Source organism: Agrobacterium tumefaciens str. B6, from assembly GCF_001541315.1.
GTDB classification, from domain to species: Bacteria; Pseudomonadota; Alphaproteobacteria; order Rhizobiales; family Rhizobiaceae; genus Agrobacterium; species Agrobacterium radiobacter.
In genome coordinates, this window is the sequence record NZ_LMVK01000008.1 from 102,037 (window position 1) to 121,591 (window position 19,555).

Sequence of the window (19,555 nt, forward strand, 5' to 3'; positions counted from 1 at the left end):
CCGGATACCCGTAGGGGCATTCGGCAGCTGAATGCGGATGGCAAACGAGGCTTCGGAGGTGAGTTGAGGGGGGCTTGCCCCCCCTCGACCTTAGTCTTCGATGATTTCACTCCGCTTGCTGGTATCACGCATGAACAGATAGACGATGAGAGAAACGCCGATCATGGCGGTGACGTACCAGTAAAAGCCCTGTTCCCAGCCGGCGCTCTTGAAACGCAGTGCAACGAACTCCGCTGTGCCGCCGAAGAGCGTGTTGGCGAGCGCATAGGGAAGAGCAACGCCGAGTGCGCGGATATGGGCAGGGAAGAGCTCTGCTTTGACCACCGCGTTGATCGAGGTATAACCCGTCACGATTACCAGTGCGGCCATGACCAGCAATCCGGCCGTCAGCGGATCCTTGGCATGCTCCAGAGCCGAGAAGATCGGGTAGGTGAAGAGCACGCCCAATACACCGAATGTCACCATCAGCGGCTTGCGGCCGATCTTGTCGGAAAGTCCGCCCGCAAGTGGTTGTAGCAGCATGAAAATGAAGAGCGTGACGGCGTTGATCTCGCTGGCAACCTCACGGGAGAAGCCGGAGGTGTTGACCAGAAATTTCTGCATGTAGATCGAGTAGGCGTAGAAGGCCAGGGTGCCGCCTGCGGTCAGGAGCATGACAAGTGCGGTCTCTTTCGGATGCTTGGTCAGGAGCTGCCAGAAGCCAGACTTCGGCGTGCCCTCAGCCTTGGCGTTCTTGAAGCTTTCGGTTTCAGCAAGACCGCGACGCAGCCAGAAGACGACGACGGCCAGTGCCGCGCCAACGAAGAACGGAATGCGCCAGCCCCAGGCATTGAGATCTTCCGGGGTCATGACGTTCTGCAGAATGATGAGGACGGCAATCGCCAGAAGCTGGCCCGAGATAAGGGTCACGTACTGGAAGGAGGAGAAAAAGCCGCGGCGTTCCTTGCCCGCCATTTCGGAAAGATAGGTGGCAGAGGCGCCATATTCGCCGCCGACGGAGAGACCCTGCAGCAAGCGGGCGATGACGAGAAGCGTCGGCGCGGCAACGCCGATTGTCTGGTAATCCGGTGTCAGGGCAATGATCAGTGAACCAAGGCACATGAGGGTCACTGAAAGCGCCAGTCCGGACTTGCGGCCATGGCGGTCGGCATAAAGACCCATGATCCATGCGCCGACTGGGCGCATCACGAAGCCGACGGCGAAGACGGCAGCGGAATTCAGGAGCTGTGCGGTCTGATCGCCTGCAGGAAAGAAGTGCGGTGCGAAGTAGAGCGCAAACGCGGCATAGACGTACCAGTCGAACCATTCGACGAGATTGCCCGTCGAGCCGCCGATAATCGATTTCAGGCGCTGCTTGCGGTCTGGTGACTGCGCGGCAGCCTGATTTGCTGCTCCCTGCGTGACAATATTTCCAGTCTCGATCAACACACTCAGACCCTCCCTTGGTCAAGTTCTACAAAGACGCCCGGTGCCTTCTTCCAGGCTGGGCCAAGATCATGACGCGCGGCTTGAGCTGGAGGGTCCCCTCCGAGTGACCAGCGAGCGCGCCGCAGAAAGCGTCCTTGCTGATCAGCACATGGCCGTTGGTTTTAAAGCTGTTAGGCCATCCTCCCGACGGCGCGTCCTCTTCATCCAATCTGCGGGACGGTGGGTCATCATGTGAAGGGTTCGCTGAATCTCAATCAAGTGCCTGATTCTAATGGATCTAATTGAAATTTTTGAAGGCATGAGGCAAAAATCTGTGCATATTTTTGCATGGCGTTTCGACGGATTGTGCAATATCCTGCACAGATGTCTCTGAAATCCCGCCTACAAATCCTAGTGCTGGTGCTGCTCGTCCTCGTCGTTATTGCTCTTGTCTGGAGCGGAGCGTCCCTTTGGTCGCGTCGGCAAGCGTCGGAGCAGCTGGCGGAGGAGGCTGAGCTGCTGGTGCGCCAGCACAGCCTGTTGATCGACAGCGAGCTTGCCCGTTTTCGGCTGATGCCGATCGTTCTGGGCGAATATGGCGATCTCGTCGATGTTCTATCGACCAAGAATCCGCAGACGGCAGCGCGGCTCAGCGAGAAATTCGGTTCTCTCGTGCGAGAGACCGGAGCCTCCTATATCTATCTGATCAATCGCGATGGCATTGCCGTGGCCGCTTCCAATGCCCGCGACGACAGGAGCTTCGTCGGGCAGGATTTCGGCTTCCGTCCATATTTCACCGGCGCAATGCTGGACGCAAAAGCGGAGTATTATGGCGCGGGCTTGCTGACCCGCCAAGCAGGCCTATTTCTGGCGCGGCGCGTCGGCCAAAGCGATGCCGCGTCCGGCGTCGTCGTCGTCAAGTATGAGTTCGGCGCGCTTTCCGCCATCTGGGCCGACGATCCGGGGCGCACGCTGATCGTTGATGCCAACGGCATCATTCTGGCGGCACCCGACAAGGACCAGATTCTCACAACCCTTGGTCCTTTGCCCACCGCCGTTCGTCAGCGGATCGATGCGATCGGTCAGTATGGCGACGCAAAGCTTGAGCCCGGCCACTATCGTTTTGCGGGACCGGATCGGATCGAGACGGCGCAGGGCGCGGAGATGATTTATGCCGCACTTCCCATTGCCGGAACGGATCTTCGCATCCTGCATCTTCTCGACACGCGACCGGCGCGTATCGCTGCCGACCGGCGGGCCACGCTTGCCGCGCTTGCCATCCTCCCGCTTCTGCTTCTCACCGGTTCAGGTGTCTGGTGGCAGGCCAATCGCACGGCACGGCGCGCTGCAGAGCGGCGCAGCCTCGAGGCGGCGGTTGCTCAACGAACGGCGCAGTTGCGTGAAGAAATTGGATATCGGGCGATTGCCGATCAGCGTTACCGGGAAGCGCGGGAGGAGTTGGCACAGGCCAATCGGCTCGCCTCTGTCGGCTCCATTACCGCTGGCCTCATGCATGAGATCAATCAGCCGGTTGCTACCATCCGCACCCTTTCGGAAAATGCGCTCCACCATCTTGCGGCCAGTCGCAGCGAGCGAGTTCGCGACAGTCTCTGCACGATGATCGCGATGACGGAGCGGATCGGCACGCTGACGCAGGAAATGCGGGGTTTCTCCCGCAAGGGAGAGGGGCAAATCGGTGAAGAACTCTTGGATGGTATTATCGCGGGCGCGATGCTGTTGATGGAAGACCGGATCCGGAAGGCAGGCATTCGCCTGACCCTGCCGCCAAGTGGTCAACCAGGTGTGCTTGGCAAGCGTGTGCCGCTCGAACAGGTTCTGGTCAATCTGTTGCAGAATGCCGTGGACGCGCTGGAGGGACACGTCGATCCGGAGATTGCGATAACGGTGGAGCATCACGACGACATGATTTGCCTGACGGTTGCCGATAACGGCCCGGGTATCGATCCGCAGCTCGGCAAGCAAGTCTTTCAGCCCTTCGTGACCGGCAAGCCAAATGGCCTCGGGCTTGGTCTTGGCATTGCCCAGGATATCATGAGCGATCTTGGCGGCGCTCTCACCATCACGGCGTCGGCGCTTGGGGGCGCGGCCTTTGCCGTTACAATGAGGGCGGCATGACGCAGAATGCATTAGAGAAGATCCTGCTCGTCGAAGACAATCTCGCCTTTCGTGCAGCGTTGGCGGACAGCTTCGCCATCGCCGGCTTGGAGGTGGAGGTGCATGACGATGGCAAATCGGCGCTTGCCAGCCTCTCCACCACGCTGCCCGGTGTAGTCGTCACCGATCTTCGCATGCCGCGCCTCGATGGCAATGACCTGTTCGATACAATCCTTGCCCGCGATCGCGAATTGCCGGTCATCCTCATGACAGGGCATGGCGATATCGCCATGGCAGTTGCCGCCTTGAAGCGGGGCGCCTTCGATTTCGTGGCAAAGCCGTTCATGACGGACCATCTGATCGCCTCCGTCCGACGCGCGCTGGAAACCCGCCGTCTGGTCGTCGACAATCGGCGGCTGCGCCAGGCGGCCCTCGAGGCGGAACTGACATCGCCGCTGCTCGGCCAGACGCCCGCTATGGTGCAGTTGCGGGACTTGATTGAACGGGTCGCCCCGACGGACGTCAATGTGCTTATCGAAGGGGAGACCGGGACGGGAAAAGAGTTGATTGCCAGGCTGTTGCACCAGGGAAGCCCGCGCCGCGCGCGCCCATTCATCCGCGTCGATTGCGCTTCAATTCCGGATGCGACGGTTGACGAGACACTGTTCGGCACGCGCCTTCGTCGTGGGCTGATTGCCGACGCCCAGCGTGGGACGCTGTTTCTGGATGGGGCAGAAACCATGTCTTCTCTGATGCAGGGGCGGATGCTAGGCGTGGTGGAAAGCCGGGAAATGCCCAATCCAAGCGGCGGGGTGACCCCCGTCGATGTCAGGATCATTACCCCCTTGACGAGGAGACACTTTGCCGGTGACGATGAAAGAGCAGGCTTGCGCAAGGATCTGCTTTATCACCTCGAGACCGTGCGCCTTGGTGTGCCGCCACTGCGTCAAAGGCAGGGGGACATTGCCATACTGTTCCATGTGTTTTTAGAGGATGCAGCGCGTCGTCATGGGCTCTCCAGTCCGCAGATCGATGCGGAGATCGAAACGTTCCTCCTGAGCAATGAATGGCCGGGCAATATCCGCGAATTGCGCAACTATGCAACGCAGGTCGCGCTTGGTCTTGCCTCACCGCACCGCCAGGTGTCGACGAGATTGGGTCTGGTCGAGCAGATGGATGCTTTCGAGACAAGCGTTCTGACCCAGGCACTCCAAAGCCATGACGGTGACGCAACGGCCGTCGCCGAGGCGCTTAAGCTTCCCCGCCGAAGCCTTTACGCGCGGTTGCAGCGCCTCGGAATTTATCCCGCCTTCTTCAGAAAGCCGCGTTAAGGTATCAACTCGTGGTTGCGCCTGATTAGGGTCTACCGTTCACGCGATGAAGCTCGCCAGGACGTGTTCTGCTACCTCGCAATGTTCTACAACCCGTAATGCAAACGCGTCAGGAACCAGATGCTGTTCCCTGTAGAGTTCGAGAAGCAGTAGGAAATCTAACCTGAACTGCCCCCCATTTCGACCGGACAGTCGGCATAAGCAGAAAGGTGTGGTTTCCGCGCAGAAGTGAGCCGGTTATGGAGTGAAGCCCTCGGGCTGGACCACGGGACACTTAAAAACTGATACACTCTGCGGGCCTCAATCGGAGAAGGCTCATGAAGTCCCGAGGTCCATATCGCCGGCATTCGACGCCGTTCAAGTTGCAGCTTTGCCAGGATATCCGAAACGGCGTCATCAGACGGCGCGACGCACAGCGGACATACGGCGTTTCGGCAAACCTCATACAGCTATGGCTGACGCAGTTCGATCGCGGCGATCTGAACGATGAGGAGGCTGAGGCCAGCGTCATTGCCGAGTACGAGGCCCACATTGCGGCGCTTGAACGCAAGCTCGGCCAGCTCACCATGGAGCTGGACCTAGTTAAAAAAACACCGCGCCAGTTGATCGCCGGCGACAGCGGGAGCTCCTCCATCATCACCGGTCCCCGGCCTGCTCTGTCAGACGGGGGTGCAAAATGATCGATCTCCCGAGGAGCACTTACTATTACCGATCAACGGCAAAAGCTTTAAATCTCGGCGACAGCGAGCTCATTGCAATCATAGAGGACATCCAGGACGAGCTGCCTTGCTATGGATACCGACGCGTAACACACGAGCTTCAGCGAAGAGGCCACCTCGTCAATCACAAGCGTGTCGCCCGCGTCATGCGGGCCAATGGCCTCGGGATCAAGCCCCGCAAGTGGTATGTTCGCACGACCGACAGCAACCACGATTCACCGATCTACCCGAACCTTTATCGCAATGTGATCCCGGTGCGGCCCGATACTTCACGTATATCCGCATCACCGTTGGCTTCTGCTACCTTGCTGTCATTCTCGACGCCTGCAGTCGCAAGGTTGTGGGTTACGCGCTGTCGAGACGCCTGGATACACCGCTGGCATTGGCAGCGTTGCATTCGGCCATTGATAACAGAAAACCTCCTCCTGGCTGCATTCATCACACCGACCGCGGATGCCAAGGCAGATTCAACCGGTCGCCGCAACACCCCAAACATGGGAGGTGTTTATTGTGACGGGAAGACGGAAATCGGAGCGGTCAACGCGGCAAAAATTATCCTCGCCAGGTCGGCCACCTGTATGGCAGCGTGAGAGCCTGTGTCGGTTCTGGCGAGAAATAGCGGCTGGCTTGTCCAGCGAGGATGCTGCTGTGGAAGCCGGTGTCTCTGCCCCCGTTGGGAACCGATGGTTTCGGAGTTCTGGCGGCATGCCTCCCACACATTTATCGCCTTCGGCAGTGCCACTCAAAAACCGCAACCTGACGTTCCGAGAGCAAGAGGAAATTGCTTTGGAATGCGCTCGAGGTGCTGGAATCCGTGCCATCGCAAGTAAGCTGGGACGAGCACCGAGCACAATCTCGCGCGAGATCAGGCGCAATTCAGCGACACGCGGCGGCGACTTCGACTATCGTGCGATTACTGCGCAGTGGCATGCAGATCGAGCTGCGCGACGACCGAAGGTGGCGAAACTGGCAGCCAATGTTGCCCTTCGCGACTACGTACAGGACCGGCTCGCCGGTCTTATTGCCACACCCGACGGCATCGCCTTTGATGGCCCGGCAGTGGTATGGAAAGGACGACGGGCCGTTCATCGGCAAAGCCGACGCTGGTCGAAAGCCTGGAGTCCGGAACAGATTGCGCGGCGCCTGAGATTGGACTTCCCCGAGGACGCAACCATGCGCATCAGCCACGAAGCCATCTATCAGGCGCTGTACATTCAAGGCCGGGGCGCTTTGAAGCGTGAACTATCGGCCTGTTTGCGTTTCGGGCGAGCGCTGAGGTTGCCTCGCGAGCGGGCTCGTTGCCGTGGTAAATCCTTTCTTGGTGATGCACTGATGATCAGCGACCGTCCCGCGGAGATCGGCGACCGAGCGGTGCCTGGTCACTGGGAAGGCGATCTCATACTCGGTCTTGGCAGCTCCGCGATCGGCACACTGGTTGAACGCACAACACGGTTCACAATGCTCTTGCACCTGCCACGCATGGAACGTCACGGGATCGACAAATCCGTAAAGAATGGTCCTGCACTCGCTGGACACGGCGCGGAAGCAGTTCGTGATGCTATCGCTGAGAGCATAATGGAACTACCGGTGCATCTACGCCGATCCCTGACCTGGGACCAAGGTACAGAAATGTCTCAGCACGCACAGCTTCGGATCGACACTGGCCTGGATATCTACTTCTGTGACCCTCAAAGCCCGTGGCAGCGCGGGAGCAACGAAAACACCAACGGTTTGCTACGCCAATACTTCCCTAAGGGCACAGATCTGAGCCAGCACGGAGCCGATGAACTCAGCGCCGTGGCGCATGCTCTCAACAGCAGGCCTCGCAAGACGCTGGGTTATCGCACGCCGGCAGAAGCGCTCGACGGCCTGCTTAAATCGGATATGATCGAAGGTGTTGCGGCGACCGGTTGAATCTGCCCAATACGCAAGCGAGAGCTATCGCCGCGCACTCAATGCCGCTGGTCTACGGGGCTCCATGAGTGCGGTCGGAAACCCCTATCACAATGCTCAGGCCGAGAGCTTCATGAAGACGCTTAAAGTGGAGGATATCTATCCCGCCGGTTACGAGACATTCGCTGACGTGGCCGAACACTTGCCCAGGTTCATCGAGCAGATTTACAATGCCAAGCGGCTGCACTCAGCTCCTGGCTATCTCTCGCCAGCAGAATTTGAAACCCAACTTGCCCAGCAGGCGGCTTAGTTTCAAGCGCATCGCTGGTCCAGCCCGAGGGGTTCACTCCATCTTTCCACCGAGAAGTGAGCCATGTGTGGACGGCCCCGTTTTTGCAAGTGGAAAAAGTAAGTTTCGGTGCGGTAGGGTGCAGCCATGTGTCTGGCCTCGATCTGCGGCGCACATATGGCCGCGGGCCTTGATGAAGTCCGCCGCGTTCGAAGATTCGCTTGCCAAATTGCCGAACAGCTATGTCGAGGGAAGTTTTAGCGGTCGACCATGGGGCGTGACAGTCAAGCGGTCGGAGGATGGCAAGCGAATGCTTTATTGTAGCAAAAATCAGGCAGACTGTCTCAAAACGCTGGGGTACCTGATAATCCCGCTGCGATCTTCACATGATCTATGGATCTGCGACGATCATTCTCGAAGCATTCAGTGCGATTGGCGCGTCTGTCACTTGACCGCACCATTGAGATAGAGGTCTTCTCCTCGCTGCTGCGGCGTGAAAATGAAGTCGTCTTTTCTAAGAAAGCGGTCGAACCAGGCTAAAAGATCATCTTTGCTCGATGAGTTGCGATATCCGACCAGCTTGACGGTCAAGGGAGCACTGAAGGCTATGTCAAAGGGGGTGTCTAACTGGGTGGTGCCTGAAAGCTGAGCCGAAAACATGCCACCACCGTCGTGACGAATGGAAATTTCCGCACGAGCAAAAAACTCATCGCTGTAGGTGGTGATAAGGCCTGGGGCTTCCCACCAATCCTCACTCGTCAAGGCGTTTGGAGTTCCTTCGCCCTGGAAGTCGACGCGGATTTCCTGGAGGCTGCGATAGTCCCGGTTTTCGAAGCGCTTCCACGGTATTTTGAGCCACTGTGTATCCAGACCCGGGTTCAACCACTGGGAGACGTCATCCTCGGGGTCATTGTTGGGATCGAAGAAGAATTTCGGAGATTTCACTTCTAAATCCAGCACGACGTAGTCCTCCAGCTCCTGACCAGGCCAGGATCCACTTGAGGCTCGCAAGGTGATGCGTGGCTCTTCGACTGGAAGGTCGAGCGGATAATTCAGATAAACCAGCTTAAAATGTCCCATGCGGTTCCTCGGTCTGAAAATTCCTCGTGGTTTCCTGAAGATAGCGATTGATGGTAAATTTGCCATGGCGCATCTTTCTGGAACAGACCACTCCCAATTGCTGCTTCTGCCGGAAGCGGTTGGCGATTACGTGGGGCCGGACAACCCGGTCCGCTTCATCGAGGCCTTCGTTGACGGCCTCGATCTCAAGGCTGCCGGCTTCGTGCGGGTTGACGCGAAGGATACCGGCCGGCCAGGCTTCGATCCCGCCGATCTGCCTTCTGGTGGAAAATAGTGACATGGCGTCTTCGCGAGCATAAGAAGCAACGATCATGGTTCGAAAACTAGCGCGCGGTATTCTAATCGCCCTCTCGGTCGCATTGTTGATTCCATCCGGGATTGTAGCGATGGCAATGTTAACCTGGAAGAACGACACGCCGACGGCGTCGAAGGCGTCCGGATTGTCGACACGGGTCATCATATCGGTTGACCAGCCGCTGGGTAAAGACGGAGGGGCGATCATCGTTTCCGGGCGTCCGTTCCCCGATGACGAGTGGCGCGCCATAGAGGCGGGCGGCGGCGACAATGGCAGGAAAGAATTCAACCTACGTGTATCGTCTCCTGCATCCATCGTCGACTTTGTCTATCCGCAGAGCAGCACGTATAGTCTCAAGCTCAAGCGCGTGTCCTCGGACAACGCAACACCTCTCAGGACACGGCAGATTCGGATCGGCAGCGCCGAGGTCCACGATCCTGAAACCCAGAATCCGGTGACCTGGCCATCGATCAGCGTTATTCATGTCGAAGGCGATCGCTATGATGCGGGGTGGGCGCGGATATTCGCCTCGACCTTTGATGGGGCCTTCAGGCAGGAAGACAAGGATGCTCTCTCGATTCAGCGCTTCGCTGCCGGACGTGTTTTATCGCTGTCCCGAAGCGCGATCGAAGCCGTCGTACAAGACAGCAAAAAAGGGATGAAGTGGCATCGCCATCAGCGGCGCCTCGAAGTGGTCTCGGTTGTTTGGCTCACCATTACTGCAGAGAAGCGGACAGGAGAGGAAAAATAGTGGCTCTGCTTTTTGATGACGCGCTTGATGAAAAGCGGCTTCTGCGCCCTGCATTCCTTCAGGCGCATGGCTTCAGAGCTCGGGTATTGCCTGATGTTCTCGACAGGGCAGGGTTCCTTGCCTTGGTAGCGATTGCTGGAACTCCCGGCGGATCCGTCACTATCTTTCATGCCGAGTTCGGCAAGCAGGCAGAGAGAACGACCTGTACCGATCCGGTTCGCGCATGGGACTGTCTTTTTCAGGTTTTCCATGAAGACGTCATTCTGGAGTTCTCCCCAGGCCCGCTTTTTGTTTGGCTACCCGCTGGTGAGCGTTTTCACGTCGTGTTTGGGAGCAACGAGGTGATCGCCCAACTTGGCAATATGCGAGATGAGGCCGGCTCGTTTTCCGCATTCGTTGACGCGTCGCGCCTGACCGAGAAAGGCAGGCAATTCTTGCTCGAGGCCTATGAGCGATACACGATCTGATGTTACCCGTTCCAGCGTGCATTGGGTCAGTTACGACGAATAGCCGCCTGCCATGGAAAGCGCCGGTGGCAGCCTGATCAACGGAGAGGAAGATGACAGCAGCTTACCAATTCCGGGCAACGTTTCCTGCCGCGATACTGTGGACAGGTTTGGCTATCAATGTTGCATCAGCAGAAACCGGGAACAATGTGGGCCGCGACTGGATAATTAGCGGGACTGAACTGATCGAGGCGCTCGAAGGAAAGTCCGATGATGGCGCGCTGCAAAGCGAGGCTGATCGTGTCAAGTCGCGCGTTCACGGTAGTGCTTATATAGCCGGGGTGGCTGATGCTATCAGCGGGACGGGGTGGTGTGGCGCCGGATCGGTTCTCCCCCATGAGCTTACAGACCGCATATACACGCATCTTCGAAGCGTCACGCCGGAGCGTCTCAAAGGGAGCGCATCGACATTGGTGATTGAGAGGCTGGCTGCTATTTATCCATGCCCTGGGAATTAAAGAGGCGCTTTCGAGTTATGCTATTATTAGAAATCTTGCTTTTTTCCGCAGCGTTTTTGGCGGTCAGTCTTCTGGCGGCTCACCAAATTATCGCGCAGGTCAGGGAATACCGATTTTATAAGAGTAACGGCGGTGACTTTTCCGTCGACAGCGGCGCGGACAATCTGAAGCTTGATGAGCGTGTTCATATCAATGCTCTAGGCCTCACGAATTGGCAGCGATTCTATCTCTTTCGCCCGTTTTACATCATACTGCTCATAGCCTTCGCCGGCATGATGATCTTCTCACTGTTCTGACTGGTAGACCTTTCGTTACGGAGGATAGACAGCGAGAGCAGGCGGCGCCGGGTGACGGGGAACAACCGCCTCTTCTTTCCGTTGCGAGCGCGCAGGCGGCTAACGCAAGCCGTCCGAAGTTGCAGACGCGCTCGTCCACCAGTGTCCATGAGCCTGCGGGCCCATCAGGTCGTCTGATTTCTAATAGTTCATCGTGGACTTGGCGGCCAGAGGGTTCATGCGCACTTTGAATCTGGGCATCCTGGCCCATGTGGATGCAGGCAAGACTAGCCTAACCGAACGACTGCTGTTTGATGCCGGCGTCATTGACAAGCTCGGCAGTGTCGATAGCGGCAACACCCAAACCGACAGCCACGAGCTGGAACGGCAGCGTGGTATCACAATCCAGGCGGCCGTGGTCTCCTTCACCATCGGCGAAACCGTGGTCAACCTCATCGATACGCCCGGCCACCCCGATTTTATCGCCGAGGTAGAGCGGGTGCTCGGACTTCTCGACGCCGCCGTCGTTGTCGTTTCTGCGGTCGAGGGCGTGCAGACGCGGGTGCTAGTGCGGGCTTTGCAGCGGTTTGCCGTTCCCTTCATCTTTTTCGTCAACAAGGTCGATGCCTCGGAGCGCGTTATGACGAGGTGCTGCGCTCCATAGCCGGCCAATTGCCGGTTCGCCCGATCGCCATGTCATCAGTCAGCCATGCCGGCAGTAAACTTGCTGAGGTGGAGGTTCTGATGGCGAGTAGTTGATCCATGGAAGTATCCTTTGCTCTAGTCGGTTGCCTCAGGATCCCAATAAGGCGTATTGCCAAACACGGTTTTCAGATGATCGGCCATGGCGCGCAGCTTCGCAGGCGGCTTGCGCCCCTGCGGGTGGGCCATGAATATGAATTCCGGTTCCGGCTTGTGATCGACCTGCACTTCCTGCAGCAGACCGTCACGAATGGCGGGACCGGCGATGAATGCCGGCAAGAGCGCCAGACCGAGGCCCGCTATCGCCGCATCGCGCATCATGTCGCCGTTGTTGATCGCAAGGCCGAGCTTTGCCCGAACGATGACGTTCCCGATCGAGGTTTGGAATCGCCAATCGGCGATCCCGCGGTTCGTATAGAAAATGCCCTTATGCTGCTCGAGATCCTGCAGCGTGCGAGGCGTACCGAAACGCGTGAGGTAATCGGCCGAGGCCGTCAACATCCGCCGGCTGGGCGCCAGCTTCCAGGCGATCAGGCGTGACTCTGATATAGGGCCATGGCGGATGATGGCATCGTAACCGTCTGCGGCAGGGTCTACTTTTCGATCATCGATATCCAGGGTGAGCTCCAGCTTGGGGTGCGCAGCCAGGAAGGGATAGAGAGCGGGACCAAGATGCATGCGGCCAAAGGTGACCGGGGCTGCTATGCGCAAGGGCCCGACAATCTCCCCACGCTGCTCCGCAATCTCTTCTGCCGCTGTTTCCATTTCCTCGGCAATACGGCGTGCACGTTCGAGAAAAGCTTGCCCGCTTTCGGTCAGTGTGAGCTTTCTTGTGGTCCTCTGCAAAAGCAGCGCGCCCAGCGTTTTTTCGAGTTCGGCAAGGCGCTCGCTGACCACGGATTTGGATAACCTCAACCGCCTCGCGGCTTCACTTATGGAGCCACTTTCGACCACCGCAACAAAGGTCACTATTCCCTCGGTTCGCATCAGCATCGTTCGGTATCTCCGGATTTCAGTTCCAATATCTGCCGACTAGTCCGAACAATAGCAAGGTGCCATCTTCAGTCCATCGAAAGGAGCGGCAGGGTGCTGCTCTCGAATGGAGATCAGAATATGACACGGCTCAACAACAAGGTTGCCATCGTGACCGGCGCAAGTTCGGGCATTGGCAGGGCAACCGCAAAACTCTTTGCCGCAGAAGGTGCGAAGGTCATCGTGGGTGCCCGTCGACAGGCGGAACTCGATAGCCTCGTCACCGAAATCGAGGCGGCAGGCGGGCAGGCGATTGCGGTCGCCGGCGATGTCCGGGCGGAAGATTATCATCAGCGACTGGTGGCGACAGCGCTGGAGCGATACGGCAAGCTTGACATCGCCTTCAACAATGCCGGCACGCTGGGTGAGGCGGGGCCGACGACGGGTGTTTCGGAACGTGGGTTTGCCGATGCGCTGGCGATCAACCTGACGGCGTCGTTTCTCGCCGCCAAGCATCAGGCGGCCGCGATGGAAAAGAACGGCGCGGGCTCGATGATCTTCACCTCGACCTTTGTCGGCTACAGCTATTCTTTTCCCGGTGTCGCAGCCTATTCCGCCAGCAAGTCTGGACTGATTGGCTTGACACAGGCGCTGGCTGCCGAATTCGGTTCGAAGAACATCCGCGTCAATTCCATCCTGCCCGGTGCGGTCGACACGGATATGTACCGAGAAATGAATGACACGCCCGAAAAGCAGGCCTTCATCACCGCGCTGCATGCGCTGAAGCGTGTTGCCACGGCCGAGGAAATCGCGAAATCGGTCCTCTATCTTGCGTCCGATGACGCGAGCTTCGTCACCGGCACTGCATCCCTGGTGGATGGCGGCACATCGATTACCCGGACTTGAATCGACCAGCCAAACGGCGGACAAAGACGATCGTCCGCCGTTTGGCAAGAACGCAAAACCATCAGAAAACCGTATGGAAGCGCCGGGGACCGACAAGGACGGTCGGAACCTCAGCACTGCAAAAATGCCAGCAGCCAGAGAGGCGAGCAGAAGGACGACCTGACAGGCGGGGATCGCGGGCTTGTTGCCGAGCGGTGCCAGGGCGTGCAAAGGCCCGATCTTCTGGAACGACTGGATGATCAGCACCAGCGTGTTGAAGAACATCAAGAGCGTGACACCGCCACATAGACAGGCCGCCAGAAGCCCGCCAATCTTCCCCGGTAGAGCGCGATAGAGCGACACCAGGATCCTGCACAGGGTGCCGACATTGATCGCCGGCGTTACACCATTGAAGGAAAACAGAAAGCCGGTCACAAGCCGCCACGGCAATTGTCGTCGGGAACCACTGCACAAGACTACGATCGTCACCGTTTGCGATCAGCCGGCGGATGGGTCCCGCTCCTGCGACGATTGCAACAACATTCATCAGGACATGAAAAAGAGTCAGGACCAGGATTGCAGGCATGTGAGCCCCCTGATCGAAAAGTTCGCCAGTCGATATTGATTAGCCGGGCGATTATGACCATCGATTTGCAATCATACTGACGCGGACCTATAGAGTCCTGAGGGCTGGCTGGAATTTTCCTGAAAAGTTCAAGAGCGTTTATCCGTTGGTCAATAACCAAAAGGAAGTCACCGGCTCCCCCTGTTGTCATAGCGTAGCGTAGCCGCCTCGACCTTGTCGGCGTTGGCCGCTGCCCATGAACACAGTGCTTCAAATGGCTCCCGCAGCGAATGGCCCAGCGGCGTGATGGCATATTCCACGCCCACCGGCTGCGTTGGCAGGACGGTCCTCGTTACAAGACCGTTCCGCTCAAGCCTCTTCAAAGCATCAGCCAAAGCCTTGTGCGTGATCCCGTCGAGGCGCCGCTTGATCTCGTTGAAGCGCGAAGGCTTGGGACAGATCACCGTCAGGATCAGGATTGTCCATTTGTCCGCGATCTTGTCGAGCACGGGGCGAACCCGCGCCATGTCGTTAAGGGCGCACTGAGAGAGTGCTTCAAGGTCAGTATACTCGTCCATATTTAGGCTACTTCAGGTGCGTAATTGATATCAGATATCTAAGGTATATCATGACGAGACCACCAATTGAAAGGATTTACGATGGCTCGAATGAGTAACAAGGTTGCCCTGATTGTCGGGGGCGCCAAGGGTATCGGCTTGGCAATTGCAGAGCGGCTTTCAGCCGAAGGGGCGAAGGTCGTCATCACTAGTCGCCGAAGCGAAGATGCCGAAAAGGCGGCAACGGCTATCGGTCACGGCACGGTCGGCATTGCCGCCGATGCCGCGATCCCCGAAGATATGGCGGAGACTGTCGAAAAAGTGCGAAAGGCACATGGTCGTATCGACGCGCTCGTTTTGAATGCAGGTCTTTCCGAGCCTGCGCAAATCAACGAGATAACGCCTGAACACTTCGACCGCCACTTCAACGTCAACGTCCGCGGGATGGTCTTCGGCCTCCAGGCGGCTCTGACGGCAATGACGGAAGGCGGGTCGGTCGTCCTTATCGGATCCATTGCCGATAGCGGCGGCTTCGCTTCCTACGGCACCTATGCTGCTACCAAGGCAGCCGTGCGTTCCTATGCCCGAACCTGGACGGCAGAGCTCGCACCTATCGGCATCCGCGTCAACGTCGTTGCACCCGGCCCTACGGATACGGAGATGATGGCTGCGGTTCAGCCAGACATGCGCGCGGCCATTGTCGCCCCGATCCCGATGGGACGGATGGCGCGGCCTTCCGAAGTGGCTGCGGCCGCGTTGTTCTTATTGAGCGATGACGCGAGCTACATTGCTGGTGCTGAATTGTGCGTCGACGGCGGCTTGCGGCAGGTCTAGGGTTAAGTCCAAACGATGTACCCGATCTGAGCAAGGTCGGGTATCCGTGTCCAGCGTAAACAGGGAGTATGACGTGATCGCAAAAGGCGGACTGCGCGGCAAGATCCTGCTTGTGCCCCGACCAAGCCCAGCGCGTTCAATGCGATCTCGAGGCCGCCGCATTCCTGGTACTTGTGGCGCCGTCGTATCTTCAAACAGGCTGACTTAATCGGCGTAACCTTGTTTGTCATATCAGCTCTAAGGCACCCGGCTACGGGAAGCTAACGATGGCAATGAGGTCGAAAGGCCTGGCAAGCCTGTCCTCGTGACGTCCCTCCCGGTTGGTATTATTGAAGCCGGCGTAGTATCACGAGACTGATGCTGACAAGGCTGCATCCAGAGACCTGCGCCCATCGCCAGCAAGCCAAGACGCAAAAGTCAGCAGGTCGGGGTTGATTTCGCGCATAAGTTTCAGATCGACCTGCTCGGCAAGCGGCCCGTCTTCCAGGCTCTTTGCCATATGGGCGAGATCAGCGTTTACAGCCAAAACATCGTCCGGAAACCGTTCATAGGTGATCGGGCGACCGGCTGCTTCGCTGAAGGCGGCCTCAAGCTCGGGGCCGGTCAGTCGATCGCTGGCGATCTTAAGTGTTGCGCCGCCAAAGCGGGACTTGTCGGCAAGCACGGCTGCAACAAACCTGCCGATGTCTTCCACGGCAGTAAGCTGAATGAAATGGTCGGATCGGATCAAGGACACCAGCCGGCCCTCATCCAGACCGAAGCCAGGCCTCACCAGCATTTCCATGAAAATCATCGGCCGTATGATGGTCGTAGTCATGTCGAGCTGTCGAATATGGGCTTCGATACGAGGCTTGGCGTCGAAACGCGGAACGCCAGTCAGTTCATTCCCCACGCTGGCGCCTGAGGAATAAACAAAATGGTTGATGCCGGTTTCGGCAGCGATATTCGCAATCGATATACCATGACGGACTTCGTCTTCGGCAGCCAGGTTCCCTGGTAGTACGCTAAAAACACCGTAAGCGTCTTTCATCGCTGTGCGGATTACTTTGGTGTCTTCAAATGAACCCTGCACAAGCTCGACGCCTGCATTCCGCAATTGCAGCGATGCAGTTTTGGTGGAATCCAGAACGAGTGCGCGAACTGGCCATCCCACCTTCAACAGGGCTTTGGCGACAGATCCTCCCTGCCTTCCCGTGGCGCCGAAAACCAGAATGGGGTGCTTGCTATTGGTCACTTGAAACCCTCGCGTTAAACAAGGACCGTCTATATATACGAATGTAATTCTGCCGGAAGACGGCACATTTTTCAGCATCAGGCACAAGGATGATACCCTTGGAAAAACAGATCGATGCCGGCCCATCGCGCAGATCAGAAAACGACAGACACTTCAGACCCATTCCGGCAAACGGGGTCTGCAGCCTGCTGAGTGACAAATGGACTATGCCGGTTATTTGGCGTCTTTCTCTCGCGGAAGATCATCGGCTCCGCTTTTCGACATTGAGAAAAGATGTCGGTGAGATCACACAGCGCATGCTGACGCTCACGCTGCGTAATCTCGAGCGCGAGGGATTTGTTGTGCGTCACTATTTTCCCGAGGTGCCGCCGCGTGTCGAGTACCAGCTGACAGAGATCGCCCATGGAGCTTTGCACGCCCTTGAGGGATTTAACTTCTGGGTCCACGACAATCTGGACACCATCAGAGCGCGCCGGCGCGCTTACGACAACCAGACGGAGTTGTAGATCCAAATCTCCGAGCCGAGTTGAAAAGCTCTGAGGCCGCCCCAGGTTAGCAACGCTTGGCTAAGACCACTTTCCGCATTTTTTCGATTACTCCCCTGGGCGACCGCTTTTAAGGTCGGAAGCTGATATGCAGCTTCGCTCCAAAAGGCGTCTTCCTCTTCGCGCCGGTGACGTTTTTCGCTCGTTCGGAAACCTCTCATGAAAACTATTCATGGAAGTGATAAGGGCGGCAAGCTGTACTTGACGGCTTGGCAGCAATATCGTCGATCAGCTCAGATCAATCAAGCTTGTCAACGTGGGGATATCTCGCCGTTGCCCGGCAATCAGCCAGTCGAAAAGGATCTCCATGCCGCTCCTCGATGCGGACGCAATCCATCCAATCACTCTGCCTGACGGCCGGGTCCATTCGGACACGGTTTACCTGAAGAACGTCATCGACCATCCACGTATCGACGTCGGCAACTTCAGCTATTTCACGCATTCCGGAACATTGGAAGAAACGGCCCAGATACTGGCACCCTATCTCGGTCACGCGTGTCGCGAGCGTCTGGTCATTGGCAAATTTGTGCAGATCGCTCGGGGCAGCTATTTCATAACCAGTTCGGCCAATCATCCGATGGCTGGTTTCACGACATATCCATTTCGAATCTTCAAGCCCGAGACATTCGGTTACAAGGACCTTCCTGTTCGAGACACTGTTGTTGGCCATGACGTTTGGATCGGCCACGACGCGGCAATTATGCCGGGCGTGCACATTGGTGCGGGCGCAATCGTGGCCGCAGCCTCAGTGGTCGCGCGCGATGTCCCACCTTACGCGGTGGTTGGCGGCAATCCAGCCAGCATCATTAGAATGCGTTATTCCGCCGAGGTGATAAACGACCTTCTTGATATCGCCTGGTGGGATTGGTCGATCGAGAAGATCGAAACCAATTTGACATCCTTGAGCAATGGTGACTTGGCCGCTCTAAAGAGCGTCTAGCACGTCCGCTTCGGGCCGAACTTGGCCAACGGCACCAGATCTACTGATGTCGGCTTTAGTGTTTTGACACCCCAAATTCAGACAGTCTCCTCCCGGCCCCATAACTGTCTTTCCAAAGGCACCTAAGCACGTGGGCTAAAGTGCCCGAAGCCGATGGATTTGTGCGGGAACCACAGAAGCAGCGTGCGTCTCGACCGTTGTCGGTACTCCGTACAATCATGAGCGATAGTCTGCTGCCAGCCAAGCAATCACCGCGTCGGCATTCTCATCGGGCAGATAAACCGGATAGAAAACATGCTTGATAGTACCGTCTTCGATTATCATTGTCAGCCTCTTGAGCAAGGTGAACCCGCCGGCTTCAAAAGTGGGTAAGTCAAGAGCGTTGGCCAGCGAAAGCGAATTGTCAGAAAGCAATGGAAAGGGCAGATGAAGCCGTTCTGCGGCCTCTTTTTGATATTCAGTGGTCTGAGTCGAAAGCCCGAAAAGACGACTCACCCCTAGTCTTCTCAACTCAGAGAAATGGTCGCGAAACGCACAAGACTGAGGCGTGCATCCTCTAGCTCCGGGTATTTCGTCCCATCCCTCAAATGCGCTGCCGTCTGGTGGACTAGTGCGTGGGTACGCATAGATTACGGATAGACCCGGTCCTTTGAGGTCAACAGTCGTGCCATCGGTCGCTTTCAGCGTAACGTCCGGTATTTCCATCCCCAGCAAACGGATCGCTGCGCTATCTTCCTGTGGGTTTTTCATATCACTAGGTTTTCGGCCATCTGCAATCACTTCAATCTCCCCGAGTTGCCAATCACGAGAGTCTGCCTAGATTTGCGCCACTACGGTGTGTGATTTGCAGGAGCGCTCACTGATAAACCCATCTTGGCAGAGATTCCAAAACGCCGCTTCCGACAGAAAATTGAGAGGCGCTTCGTCGCGAAAAAGATCGTTCGATTAACGCGGGTTCTTGAAGCGAACACCAACCCCACCGCCATTTTCTTCGATGAATTCGATTCCAGCATCTTCAAAAGCGAGATGTATTAGCTTCAAGTTTGCCGCGGTGATGGATGGTACTCCATTGTCAGCTTCAGCTCTTCTTATCGTCGATAATCCAACAGAGGCATGACTGGCCAACTCTTCAGCCGTCCATCGCTTTAGGGCCCTTGCGGCTCGAATCTGAGCACCTGTTATTTTCTTCATAAATCCACGAT

Annotated in this window: 22 protein-coding genes and 2 pseudogenes; 16 read left to right on the forward strand and 8 right to left on the reverse strand. The window is 57.2% G+C overall.

Annotation, left to right across the window (positions count from 1 at the left end):
• Positions 1-90: 90 nt before the first annotated feature.
• Entirely contained in the window at positions 91-1,407 is a 1,317-nt protein-coding gene (locus ASB65_RS08220) for an MFS transporter (protein WP_060723650.1), read from the reverse strand.
• Between the two features lie 384 nt (positions 1,408-1,791).
• Here ASB65_RS08220 and ASB65_RS08225 point away from each other — a divergent pair, with 384 nt between their 5' ends.
• The 7 genes and pseudogenes from ASB65_RS08225 to ASB65_RS08250 all read left to right on the forward strand — a co-directional run bounded on the left by ASB65_RS08225 (position 1,792) and on the right by ASB65_RS08250 (position 7,775).
• Positions 1,792-3,543: a sensor histidine kinase gene (locus tag ASB65_RS08225; protein ID WP_060723615.1), complete on the forward strand. Its 1,752-nt coding sequence runs from the start codon at positions 1,792-1,794 to the stop codon at positions 3,541-3,543.
• The gene (locus ASB65_RS08230; protein ID WP_060723616.1) at positions 3,540-4,853 is read left to right on the forward strand and encodes a sigma-54-dependent transcriptional regulator; all 1,314 of its coding nucleotides are present in this window, start codon (positions 3,540-3,542) and stop codon (positions 4,851-4,853) included. The genes ASB65_RS08225 and ASB65_RS08230 overlap by 4 nt, the downstream gene beginning before the upstream one ends.
• Before the next feature lie 317 nt (positions 4,854-5,170).
• Positions 5,171-5,533 (forward strand): transposase, encoded by a 363-nt coding sequence (locus ASB65_RS08235; RefSeq protein WP_060723617.1) that lies wholly within the window; start codon positions 5,171-5,173, stop codon positions 5,531-5,533.
• Positions 5,530-5,736 (forward strand): annotated as a pseudogene (locus ASB65_RS29200) (IS3 family transposase); the annotation flags it as partial. The gene ASB65_RS08235 and the pseudogene ASB65_RS29200, both read left to right, overlap by 4 nt.
• Positions 5,737-5,753: 17 nt before the next feature.
• On the forward strand, positions 5,754-6,086 hold the full coding sequence (locus tag ASB65_RS29205) for a DDE-type integrase/transposase/recombinase (RefSeq protein WP_376905481.1): 333 nt from the start codon (positions 5,754-5,756) through the stop codon (positions 6,084-6,086).
• A complete protein-coding gene (locus tag ASB65_RS08245; RefSeq protein WP_174014810.1) occupies positions 6,083-7,486 on the forward strand; it encodes an IS30 family transposase in 1,404 nt (467 codons plus the stop codon). Before ASB65_RS29205 ends, ASB65_RS08245 begins: the two co-directional genes overlap by 4 nt.
• Positions 7,467-7,775 carry a transposase gene (locus ASB65_RS08250; protein ID WP_376905391.1) on the forward strand — a complete coding sequence of 103 codons (309 nt, stop codon included), beginning with the start codon at positions 7,467-7,469 and terminating at the stop codon, positions 7,773-7,775. The genes ASB65_RS08245 and ASB65_RS08250 overlap by 20 nt, the downstream gene beginning before the upstream one ends.
• Before the next feature lie 423 nt (positions 7,776-8,198).
• On the opposite strand, the gene ASB65_RS08255 is transcribed toward ASB65_RS08250, so the two are convergent.
• Positions 8,199-8,834, reverse strand: coding sequence for a hypothetical protein (locus tag ASB65_RS08255; protein WP_060723621.1), 636 nt, complete (start codon positions 8,832-8,834; stop codon positions 8,199-8,201).
• A 64-nt stretch (positions 8,835-8,898) separates the two neighbouring features.
• Between ASB65_RS08255 and ASB65_RS08260 the strand changes: the two genes are divergently transcribed.
• The 4 genes from ASB65_RS08260 (at position 8,899) to ASB65_RS08275 (ending at position 10,844) form a co-directional block, all read left to right on the forward strand.
• On the forward strand, positions 8,899-9,108 hold the full coding sequence (locus ASB65_RS08260; RefSeq protein WP_236734538.1) for a hypothetical protein: 210 nt from the start codon (positions 8,899-8,901) through the stop codon (positions 9,106-9,108).
• 37 nt (positions 9,109-9,145) lie between these two features.
• The gene (locus ASB65_RS08265) at positions 9,146-9,880 is read left to right on the forward strand and encodes a hypothetical protein (RefSeq protein WP_065694985.1); all 735 of its coding nucleotides are present in this window, start codon (positions 9,146-9,148) and stop codon (positions 9,878-9,880) included.
• The gene (locus ASB65_RS08270; RefSeq protein ID WP_060723623.1) at positions 9,880-10,347 is read left to right on the forward strand and encodes a hypothetical protein; all 468 of its coding nucleotides are present in this window, start codon (positions 9,880-9,882) and stop codon (positions 10,345-10,347) included. Before ASB65_RS08265 ends, ASB65_RS08270 begins: the two co-directional genes overlap by 1 nt.
• Positions 10,348-10,439: 92 nt before the next feature.
• Positions 10,440-10,844, forward strand: a complete 405-nt coding sequence (locus ASB65_RS08275; RefSeq protein ID WP_065694984.1) for a Rap1a/Tai family immunity protein — start codon at positions 10,440-10,442, stop codon at positions 10,842-10,844.
• 26 nt (positions 10,845-10,870) lie between these two features.
• On the opposite strand, the gene ASB65_RS28125 is transcribed toward ASB65_RS08275, so the two are convergent.
• Positions 10,871-11,032: a hypothetical protein gene (locus tag ASB65_RS28125; RefSeq protein WP_153463967.1), complete on the reverse strand. Its 162-nt coding sequence runs from the start codon at positions 11,030-11,032 to the stop codon at positions 10,871-10,873.
• 325 nt (positions 11,033-11,357) lie between these two features.
• On the opposite strand from ASB65_RS28125, the pseudogene ASB65_RS08285 reads away from it, so the two are divergent.
• Positions 11,358-11,744 (forward strand): annotated as a pseudogene (locus tag ASB65_RS08285) (GTP-binding protein); the annotation flags it as partial.
• Positions 11,745-11,899: 155 nt separating this feature from the next.
• On the opposite strand, the gene ASB65_RS08290 reads toward ASB65_RS08285, so the two are convergent.
• The gene (locus ASB65_RS08290) at positions 11,900-12,811 is read right to left on the reverse strand and encodes a LysR family transcriptional regulator (RefSeq protein WP_060723653.1); all 912 of its coding nucleotides are present in this window, start codon (positions 12,809-12,811) and stop codon (positions 11,900-11,902) included.
• Positions 12,812-12,934: 123 nt separating this feature from the next.
• Here ASB65_RS08290 and ASB65_RS08295 point away from each other — a divergent pair, with 123 nt between their 5' ends.
• Positions 12,935-13,699: an SDR family oxidoreductase gene (locus ASB65_RS08295; RefSeq protein ID WP_060723625.1), complete on the forward strand. Its 765-nt coding sequence runs from the start codon at positions 12,935-12,937 to the stop codon at positions 13,697-13,699.
• A gap of 732 nt (positions 13,700-14,431) precedes the next feature.
• On the opposite strand, the gene ASB65_RS08300 is transcribed toward ASB65_RS08295, so the two are convergent.
• Complete coding sequence (locus ASB65_RS08300) at positions 14,432-14,821, reverse strand: winged helix-turn-helix transcriptional regulator (protein ID WP_060723626.1); 390 nt, start codon at positions 14,819-14,821, stop codon at positions 14,432-14,434.
• Positions 14,822-14,902: 81 nt separating this feature from the next.
• Here ASB65_RS08300 and ASB65_RS08305 point away from each other — a divergent pair, with 81 nt between their 5' ends.
• On the forward strand, positions 14,903-15,634 hold the full coding sequence (locus tag ASB65_RS08305) for an SDR family NAD(P)-dependent oxidoreductase (protein WP_060723627.1): 732 nt from the start codon (positions 14,903-14,905) through the stop codon (positions 15,632-15,634).
• Positions 15,635-15,980: 346 nt separating this feature from the next.
• Here the strand turns inward: ASB65_RS08305 and ASB65_RS08310 are convergent, their stop codons facing one another.
• Positions 15,981-16,868 carry an NmrA/HSCARG family protein gene (locus ASB65_RS08310; RefSeq protein WP_060723628.1) on the reverse strand — a complete coding sequence of 296 codons (888 nt, stop codon included), beginning with the start codon at positions 16,866-16,868 and terminating at the stop codon, positions 15,981-15,983.
• 89 nt (positions 16,869-16,957) lie between these two features.
• On the opposite strand from ASB65_RS08310, the gene ASB65_RS08315 reads away from it, so the two are divergent.
• Positions 16,958-17,374, forward strand: a complete 417-nt coding sequence (locus tag ASB65_RS08315; RefSeq protein WP_060723629.1) for a winged helix-turn-helix transcriptional regulator — start codon at positions 16,958-16,960, stop codon at positions 17,372-17,374.
• A gap of 346 nt (positions 17,375-17,720) precedes the next feature.
• Positions 17,721-18,353: a CatB-related O-acetyltransferase gene (locus tag ASB65_RS08320; RefSeq protein WP_060723630.1), complete on the forward strand. Its 633-nt coding sequence runs from the start codon at positions 17,721-17,723 to the stop codon at positions 18,351-18,353.
• A 216-nt stretch (positions 18,354-18,569) separates the two neighbouring features.
• Here the strand turns inward: ASB65_RS08320 and ASB65_RS08325 are convergent, their stop codons facing one another.
• Together ASB65_RS08325 and ASB65_RS27175 are read right to left on the reverse strand one after the other, a co-directional pair.
• Complete coding sequence (locus ASB65_RS08325) at positions 18,570-19,103, reverse strand: peroxiredoxin (RefSeq protein ID WP_060723631.1); 534 nt, start codon at positions 19,101-19,103, stop codon at positions 18,570-18,572.
• A 195-nt stretch (positions 19,104-19,298) separates the two neighbouring features.
• A complete protein-coding gene (locus tag ASB65_RS27175; RefSeq protein ID WP_080868767.1) occupies positions 19,299-19,544 on the reverse strand; it encodes a helix-turn-helix transcriptional regulator in 246 nt (81 codons plus the stop codon).
• Positions 19,545-19,555: the final 11 nt, after the last annotated feature.

Excerpts from the sequence above, each read along its gene's own strand:
- ASB65_RS08225 (WP_060723615.1), top strand. The coding sequence starts at position 1,792 with ATGTCTCTGAAATCCCGCCTACAAATCCTAGTGCTGGTGCTGCTCGTC.
- ASB65_RS08230 (WP_060723616.1), top strand. The coding sequence starts at position 3,540 with ATGACGCAGAATGCATTAGAGAAGATCCTGCTCGTCGAAGACAATCTC.
- ASB65_RS08235 (WP_060723617.1), top strand. The coding sequence starts at position 5,171 with ATGAAGTCCCGAGGTCCATATCGCCGGCATTCGACGCCGTTCAAGTTG.
- ASB65_RS08255 (WP_060723621.1), bottom strand. The coding sequence starts at position 8,834 with ATGGGACATTTTAAGCTGGTTTATCTGAATTATCCGCTCGACCTTCCA.
- ASB65_RS08260 (WP_236734538.1), top strand. The coding sequence starts at position 8,899 with ATGGCGCATCTTTCTGGAACAGACCACTCCCAATTGCTGCTTCTGCCG.
- ASB65_RS08265 (WP_065694985.1), top strand. The coding sequence starts at position 9,146 with ATGGTTCGAAAACTAGCGCGCGGTATTCTAATCGCCCTCTCGGTCGCA.
- ASB65_RS08275 (WP_065694984.1), top strand. The coding sequence starts at position 10,440 with ATGACAGCAGCTTACCAATTCCGGGCAACGTTTCCTGCCGCGATACTG.
- ASB65_RS28125 (WP_153463967.1), bottom strand. The coding sequence starts at position 11,032 with ATGAACACGCTCATCAAGCTTCAGATTGTCCGCGCCGCTGTCGACGGA.
- ASB65_RS08295 (WP_060723625.1), top strand. The coding sequence starts at position 12,935 with ATGACACGGCTCAACAACAAGGTTGCCATCGTGACCGGCGCAAGTTCG.
- ASB65_RS08300 (WP_060723626.1), bottom strand. The coding sequence starts at position 14,821 with ATGGACGAGTATACTGACCTTGAAGCACTCTCTCAGTGCGCCCTTAAC.
- ASB65_RS08305 (WP_060723627.1), top strand. The coding sequence starts at position 14,903 with ATGGCTCGAATGAGTAACAAGGTTGCCCTGATTGTCGGGGGCGCCAAG.
- ASB65_RS08315 (WP_060723629.1), top strand. The coding sequence starts at position 16,958 with ATGATACCCTTGGAAAAACAGATCGATGCCGGCCCATCGCGCAGATCA.
- ASB65_RS08320 (WP_060723630.1), top strand. The coding sequence starts at position 17,721 with ATGCCGCTCCTCGATGCGGACGCAATCCATCCAATCACTCTGCCTGAC.
- ASB65_RS08325 (WP_060723631.1), bottom strand. The coding sequence starts at position 19,103 with ATGAAAAACCCACAGGAAGATAGCGCAGCGATCCGTTTGCTGGGGATG.
- ASB65_RS27175 (WP_080868767.1), bottom strand. The coding sequence starts at position 19,544 with ATGAAGAAAATAACAGGTGCTCAGATTCGAGCCGCAAGGGCCCTAAAG.